At 49.3% G+C, this 26,123-nt stretch carries 25 protein-coding genes and 1 rRNA gene; 21 read left to right on the top strand and 5 right to left on the bottom strand.

Annotated features, from left to right (window positions below; all coding sequences use genetic code 11):
* Positions 1-9: 9 nt before the first annotated feature.
* Positions 10-125: ribosomal RNA gene (gene rrf, locus F6I03_RS04370) — 5S ribosomal RNA — on the top strand.
* Positions 126-252: 127 nt separating this feature from the next.
* Entirely contained in the window at positions 253-540 is a 288-nt protein-coding gene (locus F6I03_RS04365) for a YkvA family protein (protein WP_070430109.1), read from the top strand.
* 79 nt (positions 541-619) lie between these two features.
* Here F6I03_RS04365 and F6I03_RS04360 read toward each other — a convergent pair whose 3' ends face one another.
* Positions 620-1,444: a metallophosphoesterase gene (locus tag F6I03_RS04360; RefSeq protein ID WP_070430110.1), complete on the bottom strand. Its 825-nt coding sequence runs from the start codon at positions 1,442-1,444 to the stop codon at positions 620-622.
* 1 nt (position 1,445) lies between these two features.
* A complete protein-coding gene (locus tag F6I03_RS04355) occupies positions 1,446-2,405 on the bottom strand; it encodes a glycosyltransferase family 2 protein (RefSeq protein WP_070430111.1) in 960 nt (319 codons plus the stop codon).
* Between the two features lie 137 nt (positions 2,406-2,542).
* Between F6I03_RS04355 and F6I03_RS04350 the strand changes: the two genes are divergently transcribed.
* Together F6I03_RS04350 and F6I03_RS04345 are read left to right on the top strand one after the other, a co-directional pair.
* Entirely contained in the window at positions 2,543-2,896 is a 354-nt protein-coding gene (locus F6I03_RS04350) for a hypothetical protein (RefSeq protein WP_070430112.1), read from the top strand.
* Between the two features lie 103 nt (positions 2,897-2,999).
* Positions 3,000-3,578: a hypothetical protein gene (locus F6I03_RS04345; protein WP_070430113.1), complete on the top strand. Its 579-nt coding sequence runs from the start codon at positions 3,000-3,002 to the stop codon at positions 3,576-3,578.
* Positions 3,579-3,643: 65 nt separating this feature from the next.
* On the opposite strand, the gene F6I03_RS04340 is transcribed toward F6I03_RS04345, so the two are convergent.
* Positions 3,644-4,018 carry a RidA family protein gene (locus F6I03_RS04340; RefSeq protein ID WP_070430114.1) on the bottom strand — a complete coding sequence of 125 codons (375 nt, stop codon included), beginning with the start codon at positions 4,016-4,018 and terminating at the stop codon, positions 3,644-3,646.
* A 153-nt stretch (positions 4,019-4,171) separates the two neighbouring features.
* Between F6I03_RS04340 and F6I03_RS04335 the strand changes: the two genes are divergently transcribed.
* The 4 genes from F6I03_RS04335 to F6I03_RS04320 all read left to right on the top strand — a co-directional run bounded on the left by F6I03_RS04335 (position 4,172) and on the right by F6I03_RS04320 (position 7,264).
* Positions 4,172-4,684: a ribonuclease domain-containing protein gene (locus F6I03_RS04335; RefSeq protein WP_224788489.1), complete on the top strand. Its 513-nt coding sequence runs from the start codon at positions 4,172-4,174 to the stop codon at positions 4,682-4,684.
* Between the two features lies 1 nt (position 4,685).
* Positions 4,686-4,997, top strand: coding sequence for a barstar family protein (locus tag F6I03_RS04330; protein WP_070430116.1), 312 nt, complete (start codon positions 4,686-4,688; stop codon positions 4,995-4,997).
* A complete protein-coding gene (locus tag F6I03_RS04325) occupies positions 4,981-5,787 on the top strand; it encodes a hypothetical protein (protein ID WP_070430117.1) in 807 nt (268 codons plus the stop codon). The genes F6I03_RS04330 and F6I03_RS04325 overlap by 17 nt, the downstream gene beginning before the upstream one ends.
* 64 nt (positions 5,788-5,851) lie before the next feature.
* Positions 5,852-7,264 carry a hypothetical protein gene (locus tag F6I03_RS04320; protein WP_150983070.1) on the top strand — a complete coding sequence of 471 codons (1,413 nt, stop codon included), beginning with the start codon at positions 5,852-5,854 and terminating at the stop codon, positions 7,262-7,264.
* Positions 7,265-7,361: 97 nt separating this feature from the next.
* Here the strand turns inward: F6I03_RS04320 and uvrC are convergent, their stop codons facing one another.
* Complete coding sequence (gene uvrC, locus F6I03_RS04315) at positions 7,362-9,188, bottom strand: excinuclease ABC subunit UvrC (RefSeq protein ID WP_070430119.1); 1,827 nt, start codon at positions 9,186-9,188, stop codon at positions 7,362-7,364.
* Between the two features lie 218 nt (positions 9,189-9,406).
* On the opposite strand from uvrC, the gene F6I03_RS04310 reads away from it, so the two are divergent.
* The 5 genes from F6I03_RS04310 to F6I03_RS04290 all read left to right on the top strand — a co-directional run bounded on the left by F6I03_RS04310 (position 9,407) and on the right by F6I03_RS04290 (position 15,376).
* Entirely contained in the window at positions 9,407-10,573 is a 1,167-nt protein-coding gene (locus F6I03_RS04310; RefSeq protein ID WP_070430120.1) for a metallophosphoesterase, read from the top strand.
* 15 nt (positions 10,574-10,588) lie between these two features.
* Positions 10,589-11,830: a DEAD/DEAH box helicase gene (locus tag F6I03_RS04305; protein ID WP_070430121.1), complete on the top strand. Its 1,242-nt coding sequence runs from the start codon at positions 10,589-10,591 to the stop codon at positions 11,828-11,830.
* A 13-nt stretch (positions 11,831-11,843) separates the two neighbouring features.
* Positions 11,844-13,226, top strand: coding sequence for a bifunctional UDP-N-acetylglucosamine diphosphorylase/glucosamine-1-phosphate N-acetyltransferase GlmU (glmU, locus tag F6I03_RS04300; RefSeq protein WP_070430122.1), 1,383 nt, complete (start codon positions 11,844-11,846; stop codon positions 13,224-13,226).
* 71 nt (positions 13,227-13,297) lie between these two features.
* Positions 13,298-14,293, top strand: a complete 996-nt coding sequence (locus F6I03_RS04295; RefSeq protein ID WP_070430123.1) for a ribose-phosphate diphosphokinase — start codon at positions 13,298-13,300, stop codon at positions 14,291-14,293.
* Positions 14,294-14,437: 144 nt separating this feature from the next.
* Positions 14,438-15,376, top strand: a complete 939-nt coding sequence (locus tag F6I03_RS04290; RefSeq protein ID WP_070430124.1) for an AEC family transporter — start codon at positions 14,438-14,440, stop codon at positions 15,374-15,376.
* A gap of 112 nt (positions 15,377-15,488) precedes the next feature.
* On the opposite strand, the gene F6I03_RS04285 is transcribed toward F6I03_RS04290, so the two are convergent.
* Positions 15,489-16,451, bottom strand: a complete 963-nt coding sequence (locus tag F6I03_RS04285) for an L-lactate dehydrogenase (RefSeq protein WP_070430125.1) — start codon at positions 16,449-16,451, stop codon at positions 15,489-15,491.
* 399 nt (positions 16,452-16,850) lie between these two features.
* Here F6I03_RS04285 and pth point away from each other — a divergent pair, with 399 nt between their 5' ends.
* The 8 genes from pth to hpt all read left to right on the top strand — a co-directional run bounded on the left by pth (position 16,851) and on the right by hpt (position 26,097).
* Complete coding sequence (gene pth, locus F6I03_RS04280) at positions 16,851-17,414, top strand: aminoacyl-tRNA hydrolase (protein WP_070430126.1); 564 nt, start codon at positions 16,851-16,853, stop codon at positions 17,412-17,414.
* A 33-nt stretch (positions 17,415-17,447) separates the two neighbouring features.
* A complete protein-coding gene (gene mfd / locus F6I03_RS04275) occupies positions 17,448-20,969 on the top strand; it encodes a transcription-repair coupling factor (RefSeq protein WP_150983073.1) in 3,522 nt (1,173 codons plus the stop codon).
* A gap of 9 nt (positions 20,970-20,978) precedes the next feature.
* Positions 20,979-22,595, top strand: coding sequence for a polysaccharide biosynthesis protein (locus F6I03_RS04270; RefSeq protein ID WP_070430127.1), 1,617 nt, complete (start codon positions 20,979-20,981; stop codon positions 22,593-22,595).
* A 24-nt stretch (positions 22,596-22,619) separates the two neighbouring features.
* The gene (locus tag F6I03_RS04265) at positions 22,620-22,898 is read left to right on the top strand and encodes an RNA-binding S4 domain-containing protein (protein ID WP_070430128.1); all 279 of its coding nucleotides are present in this window, start codon (positions 22,620-22,622) and stop codon (positions 22,896-22,898) included.
* A 134-nt stretch (positions 22,899-23,032) separates the two neighbouring features.
* Positions 23,033-23,491 (top strand): FtsB family cell division protein, encoded by a 459-nt coding sequence (locus F6I03_RS04260; protein ID WP_070430129.1) that lies wholly within the window; start codon positions 23,033-23,035, stop codon positions 23,489-23,491.
* Positions 23,492-23,522: 31 nt separating this feature from the next.
* Positions 23,523-23,966, top strand: coding sequence for a S1 domain-containing RNA-binding protein (locus F6I03_RS04255; protein ID WP_070430130.1), 444 nt, complete (start codon positions 23,523-23,525; stop codon positions 23,964-23,966).
* Positions 23,967-24,035: 69 nt separating this feature from the next.
* A complete protein-coding gene (tilS, locus tag F6I03_RS04250; protein ID WP_070430131.1) occupies positions 24,036-25,415 on the top strand; it encodes a tRNA lysidine(34) synthetase TilS in 1,380 nt (459 codons plus the stop codon).
* A 136-nt stretch (positions 25,416-25,551) separates the two neighbouring features.
* A complete protein-coding gene (gene hpt, locus F6I03_RS04245) occupies positions 25,552-26,097 on the top strand; it encodes a hypoxanthine phosphoribosyltransferase (protein WP_070430132.1) in 546 nt (181 codons plus the stop codon).
* Positions 26,098-26,123: the final 26 nt, after the last annotated feature.

Genomic DNA, 26,123 nt, shown 5'->3' with positions numbered 1-26,123 from the left:
AAAAAATTGTGCGGTGGTAATGGCAAGAAGGTCACACCTGTTCCCATGCCGAACACAGCAGTTAAGCTTCTTAGCGCCGAATGTAGTTGGGGGTTGCCCCCTGTGAGACTAGGACGCTGCCGTGCAAATAAAAATAGCGATCCTTTAGGGTCGCTTTTTGTATCTCATCTTAACCAGCAAAGAATCCGTCTAAGGTAGGATGTCTTTAGCTAGTTCAGCTTCTATAATAAGATTGTATAGGAGGATGATGGAATGAAAAAGAATGCATTGACTAATTCCAAAACAACCTTGGCGCAATTTGTGCGCGCTCTCTTTAAAAAAGAAACACCGACTCACATCAAGCTAATTATGGGAGTTGCCATCGCATATGCGGTAATTCCAACAGATTTCTTGCCTGATATTTTTGGCCCTATTGGCTTTGCCGATGATGCGGTTATTGTATCTGTCTTAACAACTTTAGCCATGTCTCTACTGTCTAAAAATGATGAAGTGGACCAGGCAAAGGCTGACATAGAGGAAGCTGAGAAGGTTGAAGGCTAAGTGAAGTCTGGCCTAGAAAAAATAAATGATAAAAATCCTCCTCCTACTTGTTAGCAAGTTGGGAGGAGGATTTTTCGATTTAATCTAAATCGAGAATAAAACAAGCTGATTGGAGCTCTTGGTCCAGTTGGTCCGTCCGCCATTCTTTGGGATAGCCAAGGGAGTTGGCGATAAAATGTGTGCCAGCTTTTGATAGCTGGTAACGGATATGGACATGGCCCATTATACTGTAAGGGATATGGAAATCTTGGTAGAGACTATGGAGGTCATCCGTGGCTAGAAAAGCATTGAAGAAATCAAAGGCAGGATGGGGCATAGGCACTGTAAAGTCCGGAATAGTTAGGATATGAGTGACCAGGATATAGTGAGCACTGGGAGCCTCTTGAAAGTCGGAGCGAATTTCTTGGCTAAATATTTGCGACAGTTCGCGATCGGTCATGCCCCAGTCGGTAAATTTCTTATCTTGCCAAGTAGCTAATTTGAAACGCCCTCTTTCGAGTTGCTGGGGGCTAAAGCGTGGGTCGTGGACAGCATGGTTATACCAGGCAGGATGGCCGATAATCCGCCAGTCGTCTGAGACTTGTAGGGGCTTGCCCATCAGGCACTGCGGGTGGGCTTGGAAGATACGGTGGATGCCCCAGCTATCTTTTTGCGACAGCTGGCGCTGCCAGTAGTCATGGTTGCCAGGAATAAAATAAACGGCAGCAAGAGACTGGGCTTGGAGGTCTTCAACAAAGCGAAGCGTTACTTGCCAGTCATTGCTGATATCGCCCCCAATAATGAAGTAATCGATTGCCTCACGGGCTATCAGGTCTTGGCAGGCTCTAAGATAGTCTGGGTAGGTCCAGGACTGGCTGTGGTCGATATGGAGGTCAGAAACAAAGGCTAAACGGCAAGTGGTCATTTTAGCCTTTCCTTGGACCCGACACTAGGTCTTGGTCCGTCTCCTTAATAATGTATTGGGGACGGTGTTTAACTTCAAGGAAGGTTTTACCCACGTACTTGCCGACGACACCTAGGCAGAGCAATTGGAGGCCGCCCATAGCCAGGATAATGACGCTGAGGGAAGTCCAGCCAGATGTGGGATTACCGAAGATGAGGGTCCGGCCTGCAAAGAAGATAGCGAGTAGGATCGCAGCTACAAAAGACAAGAAGCCTAGGATAGATATGATATCCAGGGGGACTTCAGAGAAGGCGATAATCCCATCAATGGAATAAGTGAACAAGCTCCAAAAGCTCCAGCTGGTCTGACCCGCACTTCTTTCGATATTTTCGTATTCCAGGTACTTGGTCTTAAAGCCCACCCAGGCAAAGATGCCCTTGGAGAAGCGGTTATATTCCGTCATTTGAAGGATGGCATCCACCATTTGCCGGCTCATTAGACGGAAGTCCCTAGCCCCGCTGACGATCTCTGTCTTGGAGATGTGCTGCATGATTCGGTAGTAGAGGTTGGCGAAGAAGGACCGGATAGGGGGTTCGCCTGCCCGGCTAACGCGGCGGGTTCCCACACAGTCATAAGCTTCTTCCTGGATAATTGTGTACATTTCAGGGAGGAGTTCTGGCGGATCTTGAAGGTCAACATCCATAATAGCGACATAGTCTCCCTTGGCATGTTGGAGTCCGGCATAGATCCCCGCTTCCTTGCCAAAATTACGTGAAAAAGATAGGTAATGGACGCGATGGTCTTGCCGTGCGAGCTCAGCTAGGATATCGCGCGTCCGGTCGGAAGACCCGTCATCGACGAAGACATATTCGAATGCGATATGACTTGGAAACTGGGGTTGGACCTTCTCAACAGCTTGATAAAAAAGATTAATTGCTTCTTCTTCGTTAAAACAAGGAACAATAAGTGAAATGGTTTCCATAAAATCCTCCTTGTATCGATGGAAATTCATAATATTATTATACTATACTTTCCTTCCCTGACTCTTAAATTCTCCTAAAACAATCTATTTGCTTTAAGGTGCAGCTTTCGCTAAGATAGCTTTGAAAGGGTGATTCGATGACAGAATATACATTCCAGGATTTCACAGACCGGGTGGAGGAATGGCAAGCCGGCCAAGCGCTCGATGCCGTTCACGAGGACCAAAGTTATTATGTGTTTTTAGGACGGCCAACTTGTGGTTACTGCCGACGTTTTGTGCCTAAGCTGACAGCTGCCATGGAAGCCACTGGTCAGACCATATACTATGTAGATTCTTCTAATGGCCTAGACCCAGCCCTCAGACAATTCCGTGAACGGGCAGAAGCTTACACGGTACCTAGCTTGCTCAAAGTCGGCCAGGGCGAGATCCATAACTTCCATGCGGATTCTTCGGATAGCCAAGAAGCGATTGAAGCTTACTTACAAGCCTAAAACTTAAGTTATCTTAAAGTTAGCATGAAATGCCGCCTTAAGCTTGTTATCAGTCGCTATTCTGACTATAATAAAACTAGCAATGAAGGGTGGGAGAAATAAAATGAAAAAGAAAGTATATGCAGGCTTAGCTCTTGTAGCAGCCTTAGGTGTCGGTAGTCTCACATGGAATTATTTACCAACTGAGGCTAAGGAAGCCAGTGTGGGCTTGTTCCAACCAGCCAAGGAAGATAATGGGAAGTCAGCTGAAGCTGAAAGTAAAGCAGCTACAGAAGGCCAAAAGAAAGCCCAAGTCGTTTCTGACAGCCAAGCAGAAGATCAAGCATCCCAAAAGACTGGGGCTAAGAAATCGGCACGCCTTGTCGAAGATAATTCACCCCAAGAAGAAACAGAAAAGGCCCAAGCAAAGTCAGGTTCAGCTAGTCCAGCTGCTGACCAAGCTCAAGACAGCCAAGCCGGTCAAGCTGAGTTCACAACCAAGACACCAGCTTCTAAGACCCCTGTTACAGTGACAGATGCCAACCAAGCGCGTCAAGCCATTATTGACGTTGTTGGCTTAGATGCACATGCCTTAGACGCTTATACAGATGAACAAATTCTTGAATCAGTCGCAGCTGCTGAAGAATTAGGGTCAGACCCAGGTTATTCATACCGTTACCTACAAGAACACTTCGGCAAGTAAGCTTAACAATGAATACAAAAAAGGCGGGAGCAGAACTTGCTCTCGCCTTTTTTCTTACCTTCTTACTATTTAACGGCAATGGCATCGACTTCGATTTGGACACCCTTTGGTAGGGCAGCAACTTGGACGCAGCTTCTTGAAGGGAAGGGCTCTTCGAGGAAGGAGCCATAGATTTCATTAACCGTTTGGAAGTTGGCCAGGTCTGTTAAGAAGATGGTGCAACGCACAATATCACTCACTTGGTAGCCAGCTTCCTCGATGATTGCTTTCAAGTTGGTCATGGATTGTTTCGCTTGGCTCTCGATATCCTCAGCAATTTCGCCCGTGCTAGGGTCTACAGGAATTTGTCCAGAGACAAAGAGGGAATTGTTCACCTCTACGGCTTGGGAATAAGGCCCAATTGCAGCTGGGGCTTGCTTGGTTTCGATGACTTTTTTCATATGAGAAAACTCCTTTCAACATTAAAGCGTTTCAACTAGCTTTATTATAGCAGAAATTTGTGGGATGGCTAGTTTCAAGAGGTAAAATAAGGACCAGCCATGACCCCTTGCTTAAAATCAGTTATAATAAAAGTAAAAGGATGGAGGATGAAGATGAAGGGATTAAAGAATAACAAGATTGTTCAGAGCTTGCTGGCCTTGCTCGTTCTTGGCCTCGCCCTCTGGACGGGTCAGGACCTAGGCCAAGAGCCAGCCCAGACAGGCTCAGATGAGCCAAGAAGCAGTCAGTCAGCGACCACGTCCCAAGGTTCCCAGCAGGTGGTTGAAGGAGAGGCCTATTCAGCTCCAGAAGACGTTGCAGCCTATATTGATCAATTCGGCGACCTGCCCAAGAATTATATCCGTAAGGCTGAGGCGAAAGCAGCTGGTTGGATTCCGGAAGAAGGTAATCTCTGGGAAGTGACCGACCACAAGTCCATCGGGGGCGATCGATTTGGGAATTATGAAGGCCAACTCCCAGAGGATGAGGCTTACCGAGAGGCAGATGTCAACTACCAGGGTGGGCCCCGGGGACCGGAGCGGCTCGTTTATTCAGAAGATGGGGATAAGATCTACTATACCAAGGACCACTATGATAGCTTCCAAACCCTGAAGGAGGTGGACTAGGATGAAGGAACAAGCACAAAAGTCTATCATCCACATCGATGGCCGCCAATTATCTAACTCAGCGGAGGCCTATGCTTACCTTTACCAGGAGATCCTGCAGGGAAGACCAAGCCATGCTGCTTATAATCTGGATGCTTTATATGATGTGCTCAGCCAGCTGCCCCCTGACCAAAAAATTGTGCTCAGCCATTATTCTGACCTACAAGCGCGTGAAAAGCGTTGGGCTAGGCGTTTGCGTCGGGTCTTCTCTGAGGCAGCTCGGGATTGGGGCTTAGACTTAATTTGGGAGGAAATCGATGATGGCAAGCATTAGTGTCTTACGTTTAGCCTGCGGGGACTTAGCAGGGGATGCCCCGCTCTGGCTAACTGCCCAGGCCTTTGTCCGTGAGTGGTTTAAGCCGGGGCTCGTCGCTTCTTTAGCCCAGGAAGACCTAGTATTCAAGCATTCAGCGGCTGCCTTCTTGGCCTATCGGATCTTTAATCAATTGCTCTTCCCAGTTCGAGTCGATGGGGGAATTGGTCTAGCGCCTGTGACAGAGGACGCTTCTCAGGCTGGGGACCAGGCACGGACCTATGCCCAGAGGATCTTGCTTCAAAGCCAGAGCTTTCCGACATCAACTGTTCTCTACAATGCCGATTTCTTTGAGGATGCCCTGGTTAATACCCAACTTTTGCATTGGGCCAGTGTCAAGGCCGATCAGTCGGAAATCCAGGCCTTACTGAGCTTGCTTTATGAAATGCACTATCCCCTCTATCTGGCAGCGGATATGGAAGAAGAAGCCAATCTAGCTTTGGGAATCCAGCGTATCTGGCAAGCTAAGCGCAAGTATTTGGCCCAGGATGAGAAGCTAGCAGCTTACCAGACGCTTGACCTCAGCGCCCCCAAGGCGATTCTCTACCGCGATATCGAGGAGGGGCTCGACCGCTCCCAATATTATGTGACGGGTTTCTTTAAGAAGGGTTACGCCGCTTCTATCGCGCGGATTGCCCAAACGAGTCGCCAGAACATTGACTACCACCTGCAAAATGGTCGCTTTTCCTGGGAGCGGGATACGGCGGCGGCCCTGGTCTTGCAGCTAGCACGTGAAGAAGCTGCCCTTTAATTTTTACAATAGGGCGCGACTTGCGGTATAATTGAAACAAGATGCCGAGTGAATGGAGGAGAAAATGATGAAATACAAATTGAGTGTAGCGAATCGTGACATTCGCGAGCAAGCGGGCTATGCCCAGAGAGGCAATAGCTGGCGAATTATTTTAGCCTATGTCATCGCTGTGATTATTCTCAGTGCAATGGGAGTGGTCGCAACAATGGGTCTGAGCTATTTGAGCCAGGCAGAGGCTGCGGGATGGCTCCTTGGGCTTTTAGGTGTTGTTTTTGTTTTAATTTATTTATATGTCATTATTCAAATGATGGTATTCGGTTTCCCCTGGTCTTTCTTAGAGATGGTGGATACCGGCAACTACCGGATTAAAACCATCTTCCGGCCTTTTAGGCGGCGGCCAGGCCGGAACGTGCTTGCCTATATTTTCTTTGAATTGCTCTTTGCCTTGGTGAGTCTCTTAATGTCTCTGGTCTCGGGGGTTCTCTTTGGGCTCACGACTTATAACCTCCTGCCCAATGAGGCCTGGTCCTTCAATGTCCAAATGCCCGATGCTGCAGCAGGACAAGAACTAGCCCAAGCCTTCCTGGCGGGGGATAGTCGGCTCTTGATCTTAGCTGGTATTTCCTTTGCCGTCTCCCTTGTCTTGACCTTGCTTTATCTAGCCTTCCTCTATGGCTTTGCCTTTACTCCCTTCCTGCCCTATGACAGCGAAACAGCTTCAGCTAGCGCTCTCTTAGGCATCATCCGGCAGATGATGCGGGGGAATAAATTTAAACTCTTCCGTATTCATTTCTTCTACATGGTGGTGCCTTATCTCCTGGCCTTCCTCTTTGGCCTAGTGCTTATCGCAACGGGCTTGGTCTTCAATCTCGATGGGGGCCTCTTTGGACTCCTGGCAGGGGGGATTGCCTTTATCCTCATAATCGTCTATGTCGTCTTTGGTCTACGGGCTTTCACTGCAACCGCCGTCTTCTATCGGAATTATATTAAGCAATACCGCTTGGAATTGAACGAAGCCTTCCCCGAATTGAACCTAACGACTTGGGGGCAAGGCAGTGAGACGGAAATCTACCAGCAAGACCAACGGCCCCAGGTTCCAGAAGAAACTATGGCCTTCGCCGTTCCTGATGAGTTAAAAACAAAAGATTCAACCACCGAAGACTTGAGCCCTAGCGAACGAGCTGGTGCAGCCGCTATCTTTACCGCAGCGGATTCGACTTTAGATGACGCGCCAAGCCGTCCGAGTGAGGAAGCTGAAGATGTGCCGGATACGACCCAAGTCGTTGATCCCCAGCATGATCCAGAACTCTTTGACCATATGGACCAAACTTTCTCGGATGATATCCGCGGGGAAGAAGAACAGGCAGAAGCCATCTTTGATCCCGATGATCAGTTGACCTATGATGAGAAGACGCAATTGCGTGATAATCCAACTCTCTATGTCGACCAGTCAGATGAGTCTTCGCCTAAAGACTAGGTGCAGGCATTTTATCTAGTCGTCGGCCTAAGTAAGAAAGAAAAAGCCTCCGCACAGCTACCAGCTTAATTGCTGGAGCCAGCGAGGCTTTTTTGCTTTACTTGGTCTTCTGGGCTTCTTCTTTTTGGTAGGGGTTATCTGGCAAGCCTTCCCAAGCGGCTTTGTGGATTTCCAAGGCAACCTGGGCAGGGATAGAGAGTTTCTGGATCTCTTCAGGGCTAGCAGCGCGTATATTCTTCAGTGTCTTGAAGTGGCGCATGACCTTGGTCCGTGTTTTCGGCCCGACACCTTTGATGGCATCTAGGCGGGAGGTAAAGGAGTTCTTGCTGTGGACATTGCGGTGGAAACTCTTGGCATAGCGGTCGACCTCTGTTTGGATGCGCTGAATCAGGTGGAAGGCCTGGGACTTGGGGTCGAGGTCGACAATTTCAGGCGGTTGGCCGTAGATTAGGTGGGCCGTCCGGTGCTTGTCGTCTTTGACCATGCCAGCGACGGGAAGGTCCTCGAGGCCAAGTTCATTGTCCAGGACATCTCGGGCGGCATTGACTTCGATAATTCCACCGTCCATAAGAATGATATTGGGGAGGGGCTGGCCTTCCTTGAGCAAGCGGGAATAGCGCCGGCGGATAACCTCCTGGCTGGAAGCATATTCGTCAGCTCCTTGGAAGCTCTTGATGCGGTACTTCCGGTATTTCTTCTTATTGGGCTTGCCGTCTTCATAGCAGACCATCCCCGACACATTGTCTGCCCCTTGGTGGTTGGAGTGGTCGAAGCTTTCAATCACTCGTAAGTAGGGCAAGTTGAGGGCTTGGCTGAGTTCTTCCACCGCTCCTGTTGTTTTCTGCTCATTCATGGCCAGGAGGCGGAATTTTTGCTGGTGGGCGAGTTCGGCATTGGATGCTGCTAAATCTAGCATCTTGCGCTTGTCGCCACGCTGAGGCGTCGCTACGGAAATGCCCAAAGTCTCTTCCAATAGGGCATTGTCCAAGCCCTTGGGGACCAGGATTTCTTTGGGTAAGGTGTGGTTCTTATCTTGGTAGAACTGGACAATATAAGAGGTTAGCTCTTCCTCTGGTTCGGTATAGCAGGGGAAGAGGGCGGAGTCCCGCTTGATAATCGAGAATTGCCGGAGCATAAAGGTTTGGATGCTGATCCAGCCCTTATCCATGTAGAAGGCAAAGACATCCCGGTTATTGTATTGCTTACTCATAACATTTTGGGGTTCAACGGTCTGTTCGATATAGTGGATTTGGTCGCGGTAATCCGCTGCCCGCTCATAGTGCATATTTTCTGCTGCCTTGGCCATCTTCTTTTGCAAGTCATTTTTGATCTTTTTAACATTGCCGTTGAGGAAGCGGGTGATATTGCGGATTTGCTTGTCATAGACTTCCTGGCTGACAGGATGGTCACAGCAGCCGATGCACTGGCCCAGGTGGTAATAGAAGCAGGCCCTTTTCTCATTCTTACCACAGCGGCGAAGGGGATAGGTCTTCTGCAAGAGGTCGCGGGTGGCATTGGCCGCATTGACATTGGGATAGGGACCAAAATAGTGGCCCCCGTCATTTTCGACGACGGAACTGATGATCAATTGGGGATCTTTTTCATTGGTGATCTTGAGATAGGGATACATGGTGCCCTGTTTGAGCTTGATATTATAGTGGGGTTGGTATTTTTGGATAAGGTTGATCTCTAGGAGCAAGCTTTCCTTATCGGTGGTTGTGATAATAATTTCGAAATCATGGATTTCGCTGACTAATTGGGCGGTTTTTCCGGTATGAGAGCTCTTGAAATAGGAGCGAACCCGGTTTTTAAGGTTTTTAGCCTTACCAATATAAATAATATGGTGGTTGCGGTCCCGCATAATATAGCAGCCGGGATCGTTAGGCAGTAATTTTAATTTATTTTCAATTAAGTCGCTCGCCATAAAAAGGCTCCTTTCTAGCATATTGAATTCAATTCTTTATTATAACACGCAGGAGAAGAAAGCGATAAGGAATTGCCCGCTAGTCGCTCATCCTTTAAATTTTCTTTGGACATGGGCAAAATTTCTCAAAGCCAGCTACATTATGATAAAATAGGAGTAAATGACTCGAAAAGCCCCGACAAGACCGACCTGGGGCAGTAGAATGAGGAGGCTTTCATATGACTCAATCCCATCTCAAAAAATTACTCTGGCGAGGGGGCTGTTTAGCAGCCCTCGCCCTCTATGGCTATGTCCAAAATTATCGTTTGAAACGCCAAGACTATCTTTTAGAGAGTCCTCGCTATGCGGGGGCTGTGGATGGCTTTGCGATTGCTGTCCTGTCCGACTTGAACTTTCCTAAGCACCGGGTGGACCTCAAGGACCTCTTGCATAAGACCAGGGCTAGTCAGGTGGATATGATCGCGCTGACGGGGAATATCCTTGACCAAGAGGGGACCCTTGACCTGAACGCACTCGCTCACTTTGCCCAGGAACTGACAGCGATTGCGCCTGTCTTTGCGGTCTATGGGCCCCATGAACTCAAACACCCCCAGGCCCCGCAGATGGAGCGTATCTTCCGCAATTATGGGGTGCAATTCCTACATGACCAAGCGGTGGATTTGACCTATAAGGGCCAAGCCATCACCATTATGGGGCTCATGGAGAAGGGCAACCGCGCCTTCCTCAAGGGCGATGTCCTACGCCATATCGATCTGACACCTAAGCAGACCCAGCAGGTTAAGATCCTACTGGCCAGTCACCCGGAAGCTTTCTTACGCTACCATGAAGACCTCAGCAAGTCAGCTGACCTTGTCCTGTCAGGTTTGGCGACTGGGGGCAGTCTTAATTTAGGGCCGCTAGGGGGGCTCTATGCGCCTGGCCAAGGCTACCTGCCCAAGTATACCGAAGGCGTCTTCCGCCTGCCAGGTAACCCCTATAAATCCTTGTTGATTTCCCGGGGCATTGGCCGGGCCAACCTAGGCCTTCGCATCAATAACCGTCCGGAATTGGTCCGGGTGCAATTAACGGCGTCTGCTGAAGACGCGCTCGAGGACTGGACCCAGGAACTGGCAGAGGCTCCTGAGCACTCAGACAGCGCATCGGCCAATCAACCAGGAAAGTCTGGCCAGGAAGAGTTAGGGGACCAGGTCTTAGTCTATGATGACCGTCCGGGCCGACACTATAGCCAACCTGACCATGTCCTCATCCAGGACCAGGGTGAAGATTACCTCGTGGACGCCCTCCCGGAAGAGGAAGTTAGGGCCGAGGACCTGCCCCTAGCAGCTGAGCCCAAGCAAGCCGCTAGCCCCATCCGGCCCCTTCCCGACTTTGAAGCAGACAATTAGCAAGGAGCAAGACCTGTGTGGAATAATTTATCGAATGAAATCCGTGATTTAGTGGAAGCAGCAGGCTTCGAGGAGCCGACTGAGGTGCAAAAAGCCGCCTGGAAGCCCATGCTTGAGGCTGAGAATTTTTATATGGTTTCGCCCACTGGAACAGGCAAGACCCTAGCTTATCTCCTGCCCCTCTTGGAATCGATTGAAGGCAATGGGAGCTTGCAAGCGGTGGTACTTGCGCCTTCCCAGGACCTAGCGGCGCAGATTGCGGAGGTCGCCAGACACTGGGCCAAGGTTAAAGGGATCAAGATCCAGTCCTTAGCTGGCGGCGCGAATATCAAACGCCAAATTGAAAAACTCAAGCAAAAGCCTGAATTAGTGGTTGGGACAGCGGGACGCTTAAATGAATTAGCCCAGAGCCGCAAGCTCAAACTCCACCAAGTGGACCGGCTTGTTCTAGATGAATGTGACCGCCTCTTTAGTCCGGAACAGCTGGCGACGACCAAGGCTTTCATTGACCGGCTCCAGCATTCGGCTAGTCTAGCTGCTTTTTCGGCGACGGCTAATGCCGAAGCCTGGGCGCATTTTGAAAGTTTGCGTCCAGAGGTCTTCTTCCTTGATTGTAGCCAGGCTTCTCAGGCGCTGACAGCTAAGCGCCAACACCTCTATCTAAAGGTCGCCAGCCGCAAGCGGGACGATGCCTTAAGACGTTTGGCCCAGGTCGAAGGCATGCAGGCCTTGGTCTTTGTACGAAGTATTGCTGAACTGGAACGGCTAGGCGAGAAGTTAAGTTATCGGCAAGTTCCGGTGGCAATCCTTCATAGTGAGATGACTAGCCAAGAGCGGCAGCAGGCGATCCAAGGCTTCCGTCAGGGGAAGTACCGCTATCTCTTGACGACTGATGTGGCTGCCCGGGGGATGGATATTCCCCAACTCCCTTATGTGATCCAGTATGATGAGGCTGAAGACCGAGCGACTTATACCCATCGCAGCGGACGGACAGGCCGGATGGGGGCAGAGGGCAGCGTCCTGACCTTTGTGACCGATCGGAGCTTACGTGAGCTCAATAAACAGGTCCCGGACCAAGCGGTATTAGAAGAGGTCTTCCTCAGTCAGGGACAATTGACCAAGCAGGCGCCAGCCCACCGCGATCAGGGGAGCCATAAAGCCAAGCCATCAAAAAAACAAGACAAGCCATCAAAAAACAAAAATAAAAAGCGCAAGCGCCAGCAAAAGAATAAGGGCGCTCGGCGCCAGAAGAAGTAAAGTGGAGGGAACTATGGGAAAGAAATATGCAATTATCCTAGCAGCAGGTAAGGGAACACGGATGAAGTCCAAGCTCTACAAGGTCTTGCACCCAGTCGCTGGTAAGTCCATGGTGGAACATGTGGTGGATAATATCAGCCAGGCGGGTTTCGATGAGAAAATCACCGTAGTTGGCCATGGGGCGGACCAAGTGAAGGAACAATTAGGGGACCGGTCCCATTACTGCCTACAAGAAGAACAGTTAGGGACGGCCCATGCGGTGATGCAAGCAGAAGCCTTACTGGCAGATAAAGAAGGGCTCACCCTAGTGGTAGCCGGGGATACCCCCTTAATTCGCCCAGAGACCTTTGAAGCCTTGGTCGCTTATCATGAGGCTGAAGGAGCCCAAGCAACCATCCTCACGGCCCATGCAGACAATCCTTACGGCTATGGGCGCATTATCCGCCGGCCAGATGGGTCAGTTGACCGCAGTGTCGAAGAGAAGGATGCGACAGAAGACGAGCGCCAGGTCCAAGAAATCAACACGGGGACCTATGTCTTCGACAACCAATGGCTCTTCAAGATGCTCCATGAGGTCAACAACGACAATGCCCAGGGCGAGTACTACTTACCCGATGTCCTAGAGCTACTCAAGGATAGGGGCCAGCATATTGCGGCCTATCAGATTCCGGATATGTCCGAGGCCCTAGGTGTCAATGACCGCTTAGCCTTGGCTGAAGCCAACCGTCTCTTCTTTAAACGGCAAAATGAGCACTTTATGCGCCAGGGGGTAAGCTTTGTCGATCCTAGCACGGTATATATTGAAGCCGGAGTGACCATAGCCAGTGATACCCTCATCGAGGCTAATGTTCAGATTAAGGGCCAGACTAGCATCGGTCACGATTGTGTGATTGGCAGTCAGACTTGCATCCGTGATAGTCAGATCGCTGATGGGGTTCAGATTCGTTCGTCAGAAATCGAAGAAGCTGAAGTAGGTCCCGGTTCGGATATTGGTCCCTACGCCCACTTGCGTCCTAAGGCCAAGTTGGCTAGTCAGGTGCATATTGGCAACTACGTCGAAGTGAAGAATGCAAGTATTGGTCAAGGCACCAAGGTCGGCCACCTGACCTATATTGGGGATGCCGACTTGGGGACTGATATTAATGTGAGCTGTGGGGTTATCTTCTGTAATTATGATGGAGTTTCTAAGGCCCGGTCGGTCATTGGAGACCATAGCTTTATCGGCTCGAATGTCAATATCGTTGCCCCTGTCCAAGTCGCTGCAAATAGCTTCTTGGCAGCCGGTTCAACGATCACGGAGGATGTGCCTGAGAAGAGCCTGGCCATTGCCCGGGCGCGGCAGACCAATAAAGAAAACTATTGGGATAAACTTGCAATTGGCAAAAAGAATCACTAGTTTGTAAAAAATATGTTAAGATATGTGTGTAGCAAATTTTAAATGACCAATAGTAGGAGGAATATCAGGAAATGTCTCAACATAAGCCGACCAATCTTAAGGTCTTTTCCCTCAATTCAAACCCAGAATTAGCGGAAAAGATTGCTAAAGCGATGGATACTGAACTCGGGGAATGTTCTGTTACCCACTTTAGTGATGGTGAAATCTATATCAGTATTGATGAATCGATTCGGGGGGATGACGTATATATTGTCCAATCCACATCCGAACCAGTTAACGACCACCTCATGGAACTCTTAATTATGATTGATGCCTGCCGCCGGGCGAGTGCATCCACCATTACCGTTGTCATTCCTTACTTCGGCTATGCCCGTCAAGATCGTAAAGCCAAACCACGTGAACCCATCACAGCTAAGTTGGTTTCTAACATGATTGAAAAGACAGGGGCTGACCGAGTGGTTGCTCTCGACCTGCACGCTGCCCAAATTCAAGGTTTCTTCGATATTCCAGTAGACCACTTGCTAGGTGCACCTCTACTTGCTAACTACTTTATCGAAAATCCGGAATACAGCTTGGAAGATGTTGTCGTTGTGTCACCAGACCACGGTGGGGTAACTCGGGCGCGTAAATTGGCTGAATTCTTGAAGGCCCCCATTGCTATTATCGATAAACGTCGGCCTAAAGCCAATGTGGCAGAAGTGATGAATATTGTCGGGAATGTTGAAGGCAAGCATGCTTTGATTATCGATGATATGATTGATACCGCAGGAACAATTACTGCAGCAGCGAAGGCACTGGGCGAAGCAGGGGCTGTTTCTGTAGCCGTATGCTGTACCCACCCTGTTCTTTCTGGCCCAGCGGTTGAACGCTTGGCAAATTCTAATATTTCAGAAGTTGTCGTGACCGACTCTATCTATCTGCCAGAAGAAAAACGTATCGATAAGATTAAGCAAGTGACGGTTTCTGAATTAATTGCAGAAGCTATCCTCCGTATCCATGACAAACGGTCAGTGAGTCCTTTATTTGTTGAAGAATTTAAGGGCATGGATAACGGTCATAATGACTAAAGCAATCAAGCTGAGACTGGGACAAGGGTTCCAGTCTTTTTTTCTTGCTTGAGTCCAGATAAAACGACCAAGCAGGGCAGGTCCAGTTGACGCCGGCCTGGATTTATGCTTGAATACTTCTATTAGAAAGTGAGGAATGGATGAATGACGAATTTTATGATCGGCTTTAATGCGGTAATGCCTGTCCTACTTTATATCTTGATTGGGCAGCTGATCCACCGCTTGGGTTGGATGTCGCGCAAGTCTCTGAGTGAGATGAATAAGGCACTCTTTGCCTTCTTCCTGCCCTTGAATTTGTTTAATAATGTCTACCATATGGACCTGGATAAGAACTTCAACCCGCGCACCCTGGCCTTTGTTATTATTTATGCGATTGCGATTTTTATTGTTTATGCGCTGATTATTCCCATCTTCCAGAAGCGGAATGACCGTCGGGGAGTGATGCTCCAAGGCTCTATCCGGTCCAATGCCATTCTCTTTGGCTTGCCCTTGGGAACCGCCTTACTGGGCCAGGAGAATTTGGGTATGGTGAGTATTGCCCTGGCTATCATTGTTCCCGTCAATAATATCCTGTCCGTCATTGCCCTGTCGATTTACACGGACGACAGCTTCTCTTTTAAGGACTTGTTGCACAAGATTATCAGCAATCCCATGGTGATTGCGACAGCCCTGGGGATTGTGGTGGCTTCAGTCGGTTGGCGGCTGCCCCAATCGGTGGAAGTTGCCTTCGATAATTTGAGCGCGATGACTTCACCTCTGGCCCTAACTGTCATGGGTGGCCTCTTTAAATTCGATAAGATTAAAGAGGCGGATTGGTCACTTTACTTTACAGTCATCAATAAACTCTTGGTGAATCCAGCCATTGCCCTCAGCCTGGCTGTCTTCTTCGGCCTCCGGGATGATAATATTATCAGTGTCCTAATTGCAACGGCTGGGCCTACAGCGGTATCTTCCTATGCCCAAGCTGTTATGGCAGGCGGGGATGAAGACCTGGCTAATCAAATTGTCGTCTTCACCACCTGCTTCGCTATGTTTACCTTGGTCTTTTGGATCTGGCTCTTGAAGAGTCTAGCCCTCTTCTAATAGTTCCGCCAAGTCAATGTAAAAGTTGGAGCAAGTGTTACGCAAGGATTGAATCAAAAAAACCGTCTGCTTTAAGCTGGGGCAGACGGTTTTAGCCTTTCAATTAGACTACTTATTTATTTTCTAATTCCGCAAAGGCTGAGTCAATGACATCTTTCATTTGACCAGCAGACTTGTCCATCAAGTTTTGTTCGTGGTCGCTGAGCGGAAGTTCGATGACGCTACGAACGCCTTCGCTCGTTAGGACAGCGGGAGCACCGATGTAGATATCTTTTTGCTTGTATTCGCCATCGAGGTAAACAGAGATAGGGAGGATAGCCCCTTCGTTGTTAAGGATGGCCTTGACAATCCGAGCGAGGGAAGCTGCGATACCGTAGAAGGTGGCACCTTTGTTTTCGATAATGCGGTAGGCCTTGTCACGAACGTCATAATAGATTTCAGTTAAGCGTTCTTCGTTGATTTCAGGGTGAACCTTAACCCAGTCTTCCATTGGGAGTCCCCCGATATTAGCATGAGACCATACGGCAAATTCACTGTCGCCGTGTTCCCCCATGATTAGGGCGTGGACGCTACGGGCATCCACATTGGTCAAAGCGCCAATTTCTTGACGGAAGCGGGCACTGTCAAGGGCAGTCCCTGAACCAATAACACGAGAAGAAGGGAAACCAGAGAATTTCCAAGTGGCATAGGTTAAGATATCCACGGGGTTAGTAGCTACCAGGAAGATACCATCGAAACCACTAGCTACAACTTGGTCGACCATGTCTTTGAAGATGACTAAGTTCTTGCTAACTAGGTCAAGACGAGTTTCGCCTTCCTTTTGTGCCATGCCAGCACAGAGAACGACGATGTCAGCATCTTTACAATCGCTGTATTCAGCGGCAAAAATCTTTTTAGGGCTAGAATAAACTAGGGCGTCTTTTAAGTCTTCGACGTCACCAATCACACGTTTCTTATTAATATCAATGATACCGAGTTCGTGGCCGATACCTTGCAATACGGTAGAGAATGCGAAGCTAGAACCAACTGCACCATCACCGATTAAAATAATCTTATGTGTTTTATCTTTTGCCATCAATAAGACCTCTCATTTCTATTCTATCAATATGCTTATACTAGTCATTATAGTGGCTAGGTGAAGGGAATTCAATGCTTTCTTAAAAATTGTGAAATGATAAACGAAGTCTCAAAAAAAACCGCAAGCGTTACCATTTATGATTTAATAAAAAAATAGGAGAAAATTCCGCCTAAAAGTAAATACAAAAAATGTATTCAATAGTTTATTGTGATTGTTTTTACAAATATAATAAGCGAAAACTTATAGACCCTTGCTAGCTTACAAGCGGAGAACTTGTTTGCAGCGGGGCTCTAGGGTACAATAAGAATGGTTAGTTGTGGGTTGAATGTTAATTATTCGACGAGAACATGACGCTTAGAAGAGAAGGGCTGTGCCCTTAAATAAAGGAGTATGACAATGAAATTAGTAGCTGGTTTAGGGAATCCAGGCCCTAAATATGAACGATCCCGCCATAATATTGGTTTTATCACTTTGGACGAATGGGCCTATCAGCATCACTTGACCTTCGACCAGGAGAAATTCAAGGCTAAGTACTTGGAATACCGGGTCCAAGGGGAGAAGGTTTTCTTTGTCAAGCCGCAAACTTTTATGAACTTATCGGGTGAAAGCTTGATTGGCTTTGTGAATTATTTCGATATTGAATTAGAGGACCTTCTCGTTGTCTTCGATGATATGGATATGGATGTCGGGCGCTTGCGGATGCGGCGCAAGGGGAGTTCTGGTGGACACAATGGGATAAAGAATATTATCCAGCATCTAGGAACAGACCAAGTCCAACGTTTAAAACTCGGTGTGGGTCGGCCAGCAGCGGGAGTGAGTGTGGTGAATCATGTTTTGGGGGACTTCCCTAAAGAAGACCATACGGCCATGCTTGAGAGCACCCGTCAGGCAGTTGATGCCATTGATTATTGGTTGGCTGGCCATTCTTTTGAAGAGACGATGACGAAATATAACCATTAGAGAGCAGGTGTTTCCTTGCAATTAGATCAATATATGACAGAAGCGCTCGATACGGATGCCCGCCAGGCACTGGCTAAGGGGCAGAGCGTTCTCTTTTTGGGTCTGCAGGGCTTGGCCAAGGCTTATGTTGCCCAACTTGCTTACAAGCAAGCTGTCGACCAAAAGTATTTGATTGTGACGCATAATTTACTAGAAGCTGAGCGCTATTTGGATGATTTGGCTAATTTCATTCCTGAAGACCGGCTCTACCTCTTTAATACAGCGGAGAGTGTAGCAGCTGATCTAGCCATAGCGAGTCCAGAAGCCCTAGCCGATCGGTTGAAGGTCATGAAATTTTTAAGAGAAAGCGAAGAAGGGGGAATTGTGATTGCCCCGCTTTTTGCCTTGAAGAAGCGGCTGATGCCTGCTTCGCTCTGGGATAGTTTGTTCCTCGAATTGAAATTAGGGGATGATCTGGCAGCACCTCAACTCGCCAAAGAACTGTTGGCTAGGGGCTATAAACGCCGGCCAATTGTGGCAGGTCCAGGTGAGATGAGCTTGCGAGGGGATATTGTAGACTGCTTTCCTTTAGACCAGGACTACCCCCTCCGTTTCTCCTTGGCCTTCGATGAATTGGAAAGAATCTCCAGTTTTGACCCAGATACCCAGAAGAGCCAGGACGACTTGGACCGGGTTCAAATTATTCCAGCTGAGGACTTTCTCTTCCAAGCTGAACAAATGAAGGCCCAGGCAGACCGGCTCCAAGAAGCCGTTAAGCAAGCTATTAAGGGGATGGCTGACGCTGACCTGGCCCAGCAAATCGCCGGTGTGATGGCAGAAGAAGTCAACTTATGGCGGACTGGAGAGTCTTCGGAATTCACCCCTTACTTCAACCAATACCTCTATGAGACAGAGGATAACTTGCTGACTTACTTAGGCGAGGAGAGTCTCTTAGTTATCGATGACTACCCCCGCCTCCAGGAAGCAGCGACCAGCATTGATGAGCACGCAGCAGCCTTCCTCCAAGCCAAGACAGAGCAAGGCCAGCTGCCCCCTCAATTGGCCTACTATACGTCCTTTAAGGATAGCTTAGAAGCTTATCCAGGGCGGCGCTTGTATTTTGGGATCTTCCAGAGGGGCTATGGCCAGCTCAAATTTGACTACCTCCATGAATTTCAGACCCGGCCAGTGGTCCAATTCTATGAACAGATGGATGCCCTCAAGATGGAGATCCAAGCCTGGCAGAAGACCAAACGTCAGGTGGTCATTGCCCTATCGCAGGCAGACCGCCGCCGCAAGTTAGAAGAAATCCTCCAAGCTGAGGGGCTGACCGTTGTGTCTTCGGACCTAGGTCAGTTGCAGGAAGATGCGGTAAACCTCGTCCTGGCTAATTTCACGGCTGGCATCGAATTCGTGAATGAACGCTTGGTCCTGGTTTCAGAAACAGATATCTACCAACAGGTCAAGAAGAAGAAACGTCCCAAGGCCAATAAACAACTTTCCAATGCAGAGCGGATTAAGAACTACCAGCAATTAGAAGTCGGCGACTATGTGGTCCATATCAACCACGGAATCGGTCAATTCACAGGGATTGAAACGATTGAAGTGGCAGGCTCACACCGGGACTATCTGACTATTGTCTATGCGGACCAGGCTGCAATCCATGTCCCTGTGGAACAGATTGACCTAGTGCAAAAATATGTTTCCAGTGAAGGGAAGCCGCCTAAATTAAATAAGATGGGCGGTAGCGAGTGGGCGAAGACTAAGCATAAGGTGAGCGGGCAGATTGAAGACATTGCCGATGACCTGATTGAAATATACGCCAACCGGGAAGCCCAGGAAGGCTATGCTTTCGGCCCGGATACGCCGGAACAGGCAGAATTTGAAGCCGCCTTCCCCTATAGTGAGACCGAAGACCAATTGCGTTCCATTGACGAAATTAAAGCGGATATGGAGAAAAGCAAGGCCATGGACCGCCTGCTAGTAGGGGACGTTGGCTTCGGCAAGACGGAAGTTGCGATGCGGGCCATCTTCAAGGCCCTGATGGAGGGGAAGCAGGCGGCCTTCTTAGTCCCCACGACCGTCCTTGCCCAGCAACACTATGAAACCTTGCTGGAACGGTTCCAGGACTGGCCCTTTGAAATTGCCCTCTTGAGCCGCTTTCGGACCAAGGCCCAACAAGACCAGACCATTGCTGGTTTGGCTTCTGGCCAGGTCAACCTCGTTGTGGGCACCCACCGGCTCTTGTCCAAGGATGTGAAGTTCTTGGATTTAGGCCTCCTGGTTGTCGACGAGGAGCAACGCTTTGGCGTCAAGGCCAAGGAACGGCTCAAGCAGCTCAAAGCCAATGTGGATGTACTGACCCTCACGGCGACGCCCATCCCGCGGACCCTCCACTTATCGATCCTAGGAGCCCGCGACTTGAGTGTGATTGAAACCCCACCAGCCAACCGCTATCCTGTTCAGACCTATATTCTGGAGCAGAATCCTGAAGCAATCCGGGAAGCGATTGAGCGGGAGCTCGGCCGGTCGGGTCAAGTCTTCTATCTATTTAATAATGTCCAAAAGATTGAAGAGAAGGCCCTGGCAATTTCGGGGTTAGTGCCCGAAGCCCGGGTCGGGATTGCCCATGGGCAAATGTCAGTTAACCAACTGGAGGAGGTCCTGATGGCCTTTATCGAAGGCGATTATGATGTCCTTGTGACAACGACGATTATTGAAACGGGTGTGGACATTCCTAATGTCAACACGCTCTTAGTGGAATCGGCTGACCGGATGGGCTTGTCAACCCTCTACCAATTGCGTGGTCGGGTCGGCCGGAGCAACCGGATGGCCTATGCCTATTTCATGTACCAACCGGACAAGATGCTTAGCGAAGTGAGCGAGAAGCGCTTGGCTGCCTTACGCGACTTCACCGATTTGGGCAGTGGCTTCAAGATTGCCATGCGCGATTTAGCAATCCGGGGGGCCGGTAATCTTCTAGGCAAACAACAGCATGGCTTTGTCAATTCCGTCGGCTTCGACCTCTATTCCCAAATGCTCAGCGAGGCAGTGGCTAAGAAGCGGGGAGAGGCGCCGAGTCAGCCTGAAGAACCCGTTGAATTAGAAATGAATATCAATGCTTATATTCCTTCTTCTTATATTGCGGATGAGAAGCAGAAACTCGAGATCTACAAGCGGATCAATCTCTTGGAAGATACCGAAGCCATGTGGGACCTGGACGAAGAACTGATGGACCGCTTCGGCGAGCCACCGCTTGAAGTCCAACTCCTCTTAAATGTTGGGGCGCTCAAGGCGAATGCTAAGAAAGTCGGCATCAACCACATCCGTACCCGCAATAATGGGGTGGAATTGCGCTTCCATGCCAGTCTTGACCAGCAGGAAGCTGTTCCTAAGATTTTTGAAGCCTTAGACAAGATTCCGATGCGTTTACAAATGAAGGAAGATAAGGAAGGCCAGCTCACCCTCTTCTTACAGATTGGTCAGTTAGAACCGGCCGAATGGTTGGACTACCTGCTCCAATTTGTCAGTCAGCTGGCTGAGCAAATTGGCAGTCCAGCCAGTGAGGCCAACTAGGAGGCTAGCATGAAAGATCCGAGAAAAAATATCGCCAAGGGGGCCTTCCTGCTGACCCTGGCTGGTATCATTGCCAAAATCCTGAGTGCCGTCTACCGGGTTCCCTTCCAAAATATTGTGGGGGATGAGGGTTTCTATGTCTACCAGCAGGTCTATCCAATCTATGGCATTGGAATGACCTTTAGCTTATCTGGTCTCCCTAACTTTATTGGCCGGCAGATTGCCTTTCAATCGAAGCTCAAGCACCGGCGTGTCTTTATCCGCCGCTATAGCTTGATGATGCTTGTTTTTGCCAGCTTGTGCTTCGCCTTGACTTACTTTGGCGCGGGCGCTTTGGCCCAGGCGATGGGAGATCCTCTTTTGACGCCAGTGATTCGTTCGGTGAGCTTTATGTTTCTTTTCATGCCGGTACTGATGATCTTGCGGGGGACCTTTCAGGCCTATCAAGTGATGCTGCCTGTCGCCCTTTCTCAAATTATTGAACAAGTTGTCCGGGTGGCTGTTATTCTCCTGGCAGCTGTCCACTTCGTCCACCTAAGCACTAGGGCTAGAGATTATTATCAAATGGGCGCCCAGGCCATGCAAGGGGCTTGGCTGGCTGCCTTAGCTGCTAGCTTGGTCTTAGTGTGGGCCCTGGGGCAGAGCCGGAGCTTGCGGCGATTTTTTAACCGGCCAAAGCCCAGGCAGGGAGCTGAGAAAGTGGCCTACCACCTCCGCTGGTCCTACTTGATTAAGGAATTCTTAACAGAAGGGCTCTTGCTCTGCTGCTTTGCTTCGCTCTTGGTCTTCTTTCAATTGGTGGATTCCTTCACCCTCTATGAAGCTTTGGTCAACAGTGGCTGGTCAGATCTAAGCGCCAAGCTGGCCAAGGGGGTCTATGACCGGGGGCAACCCCTCGTGCAATTAGGGATGGTCCTCGCGGTCGCCTTCTCGAGCTCCTACCTACCGGCTCTGACCCAGTCCTATATCCGCCGGCAGGAGGCCGCCTTCGTTCAGAATAGCCGGCTCTACCTCCGCTTGACTAGCTTTGTTAGCTTGTTGGTGACAACGGGCTTAATTAGCATCATGCCCCAGATCAACCACTTGCTCTTTAGCGACCGGTCCGGGTCGGGGGTCCTGGCCCAGTATGTCTTGATGATTGTCCTAGCCAGCCTGGTCACCGGCCTAGCGAATATTTACCAGGCCCAGGCGAGGAGTCTCTACGTAGCCTTCAGTTTTATCTTGGGCCTCAGCATCAAGATGGCGGTCAATACGCCCTTAGTAGCCGGCTTGGGCAGCCAAGGGGCGGTCTGGGCGAGCTTACTGGCTCTGTTAGCCATGTTCGCCTTGCTTTACAGCTTATTAAAGGATTCCCTGAGGTCCCAGCTAGCTTTGGCCGAGCTCTTTTGCAGGACCCTGCCCCTGTGCTTGTTGATGCTTGCGACTAATGGCTTGGTTTTGTCCGCTTTCGGCCAGATCTTCGGATCCAGCCGTTTGATGGATAGTCTAGGCCTTGTCCTGGGCATGGTTCTAGGTGTCGGTCTGACAGCGGTCTATATGCACTATGTAGCGATTCTTACTGAGGCGGAGCTCCTAAGCTTGCCACTGGGTCAGGCTCTGTTAAAATGGATAAAAGTTAAAAAATAGAAAATAAAGAAAAGGAGTGCTGTCATGCGTTTAGATAAGTTTCTCAAAGTTTCCCGGGTCATCAAACGGCGGACGGTAGCTAAGGACATTGCGGATAAGGGACGCATCCAAGTCAATGGCAATCCGGCTAAGTCGGGGACAAAACTCAAGATTGGTGATGAATTGACCATTGAATTTGGTAACAAAACCCTGAAAATACGCGTCGATGACCTCAAAGACTCGACCCGTAAAGCAGATGCTTCCTCTATGTACACCATCTTGGAAGAAGACTTTAAGTCGCGCGACCTGCCTGAATTTTATTAAAAAATAATAAAAATGGCGCTATACTTTCTGACTTAAGATGGGTATACTGTATTAATAAGCTATCGGGCCGAACTTATGTTATAATGGTTGCTGATAGATAAGAGCTGGGAATTTAGGCGGCTTTTAAATCCTAGGTGATAAAGGCAGGTGTCAGTGTGCGGCCTAAGAAAGAAAATAAAAAAGTAACCCCCCTCTATGCTAAGACTTCATCCAAGAAGCGACCAAAGCCCGCTAAGCAGTCTGCCCGCCAGTGGTTAGTGCGGGGGCTCCTAGTGGTTATGGGACTAATTTGCCTATCGAGCCTCTTCCAAATCCGGCGCACCCAGCAAGCGACTGCTTCGGTTAAGGAAGAGATGAAGGCGGCTGAAGCGGCTTTACTTAGCGAGGAGAATAATCTAGCTTATCTGAAGGACCAGGAGACTCTGCTGGAGAATGAGGATTATGTGGCTAAGCTAGCCCGTAGTCGTTTCTATTTGAGTAAGGACGATGAAATTATCTTTAGTCTGCCTGAAGATAATGATTCCAAACAAGCCAAGGCCTTCAACAAAGCTTATCTTAAAGAACAAGAGAATGCGAAAAAACAGAATCAATAACTAGAAGCTGAAGGGAGAAAGAAATTAGTTCATGGCAATTGAAATCGGAAGCAAACTGACGGGTAAGGTTACAGGGATCACCAATTTTGGTGCTTTTGTGGACCTTGGAGAAGGTCAGAGCGGATTAGTACATATTTCTGAAATTTCCAATGAATATGTCAAAAACATTAATGACTTTTTAAGTGTAGGGGATGAGGTTAAAGTCCTCGTCACCAATATTGATAAATCAGGTAAGATTGCCTTGTCCATGCGGAAGGTAGAAGATCCTGCCCCAGCGAAAGCCTCTAAGCCAGCGCGTGAGAACAAAGCACGCCGGTCTAAGGGCGCTCCTAATTTTAAGCGCCAGCAAAGTTCGCGGACTTCGGACTTCGATACCATGATGAGTAATTTCTTGAAGGATAGTGATGACCGCTTAGCATCACTGAAGAAGAATACAGAAGGCAAGCGCGGCGGCCGTGGTGGTCGTCGGAGCTAGCAAGCGAGGGAGAAGAGGCCTAGGAAGTAATTCGAGCCTCTTTTTTCGTCTTTAAAAGAGGAGGGTGCGATGTTATTTACAGAACTTGCTGACCAGGTGGAAGCCTTTTTGCGCAAGGAAGCGCCGGCGGTTTTTAGGTCAGGGGCGGGCCTGCTCATAGCGGTCTCTTATGGGGTGGATTCTATGGTCCTCCTGCGTTTGGTGGAGTACCTCCACCAGAAAGCAGGCCTAGCCTTTGCGGTGGCCCATATTAACCACCGCCTCCGACCCGAAGCAGACGCTGAACAGGAGGCACTTGTGGCCTATTGCCAGGACCGGGAGATTCCTATTGCTGTTAGGGTGTGGTCCCATCCTGACTTTGGCCAAGCCTCCTATGAGGAAGCGGCCCGGCACTTTCGCTATGCGAATTTCGGTCAGATCTTGGAGCAGAAAGGCTGGTCCTATCTGCTAACAGCCCACCATTTGAACGACCAAGCCGAAACGGTTCTTATGCGGCTTATCCAGGGTAGCCAGCTCCAAGCCTTGGCGGGGATGCGGCCGGTTAGCCCCTTGTATAGCTATCCAAAGGCCCAAATCTTGCGCCCCCTATTGGATGTGCCCAAGGCGGACCTCTACGCTATCGCTAAAGATCAAGGGATTCCTTATGCTGAAGATGCTTCCAACCAAGAGCGGACCGCCCTCCGTAACCGCCTGCGTTTGGATTATTTGCCAGCCTTAGAAGCCCTCAATCCCAATGTTCAAAACCAGCTGGCGACCTTTGCCAAGGACCTGGGGGCGGGCTGGCAGCTGATGGCAGAAGCCCTAGAGGCGAAGACGGCTGGCCTGATGACGGGAGAAGGGGATAATTGGCAGTTAGATTTGGGCCAATTGGAGCGATTGCCAGCAGACCAAGCCCCCCTGGCCTTGCACTACTGCTTCCAGCAGACTCACTTAGATGCCCTGGCTGCCTTCCCCCGCCAGGCGCTTAAGCAACTCCTTACTTTCTTATTAGAGGGGAAGCCCCAGGGCCTGTGGAGCCTGCCAGGGGGCTACCAGTTAGCCAAGGTCTACCAGCAAGCCTATATTTATTCAGCTGGCCAGGCTAGGGAAGCCCAGGAGCCAGCGGTCACTTATCCTCTTAAATTGGGACAGCCCTTGAAGCTAGTAGATGGCAGCCAGGTCCACTTAAGGGTAGAGAATTATGGCTATGGCTGCCTGCCCCGGTCACTCAGCCGCCAAAGCCTCTGGGTGCGCCATCGTCAGGCCGGAGACTTTCTTCTTTTGAGCCAGGGCCAGCATAAGAAGGTCCGGCGCTGGTTTATCGACCAGAAAGTGCCCCAAGCGGACCGGGACCGGGCCTGGGTCCTTGCTTTAGCCGACCAACGTATCCTTGCCATCTTCTTAGACGGCAACTTTCTCTACTGCGAGCGCCATGAGGATAGCCCCTTCCATTTGCGGGTTGAAAAATAAGCATTAAATTTTATATAATTAAACGGCAATTGGTTTTAAATTATTAAAGTTATGATAGAATGAAGGAGTTCAGAATATTTGCTGATTCTGTAATCATTTTGTTAGAATAGAAAGCGTGTGGAGGATTAACAAAGCTATGACACATCCTAATGATGATATCCAAGAAGTGCTACTGTCTCAGGAAGAAATTGCCGAGACAGTTAATCGCTTAGGGCAGGAATTAACAGAGGACTACCGGGATAAAAATCCCCTTGTGATTGGTATCCTTAAGGGGTCTGTGGTCTTTATGACAGACCTTGTACGTCGGATGGACTGCCCTTTAGAGATGGACTTTATGTCTGTTTCCAGCTACGGCTCTGGGACAGAATCCTCTGGCCAGGTCAAGATTCTCAAAGACCTGGACCAAAGTGTGGAAGGTCGGCACCTCTTAATTGTTGAAGATATTATCGATACAGGACGAACTCTGAAGAAAGTGTGTGAGCTGATGGCCCACCGCAAGGCAGCCTCGGTGAAGGTCTGCGCCTTGTTGAATAAACCTGAGCGGCGGACTGTCGCCATGACCTGTGACTATATCGGCCGCGAAGTTCCCGATGAGTTTGTTGTCGGCTATGGCCTCGATTATAATGAGAAATATCGGGCTTTACCTTATATAGGAATCCTTAAGGCTGAGGTTTACAGTTAATCAGCATAACTATCAGATCAAAATTT

The sequence above is a fragment of the Aerococcus sanguinicola genome, assembly GCF_008726925.1.
In the GTDB taxonomy this organism is placed as follows: domain Bacteria; phylum Bacillota; class Bacilli; order Lactobacillales; family Aerococcaceae; genus Aerococcus.
This window is presented reverse-complemented; position numbering and strand designations above follow the sequence as displayed.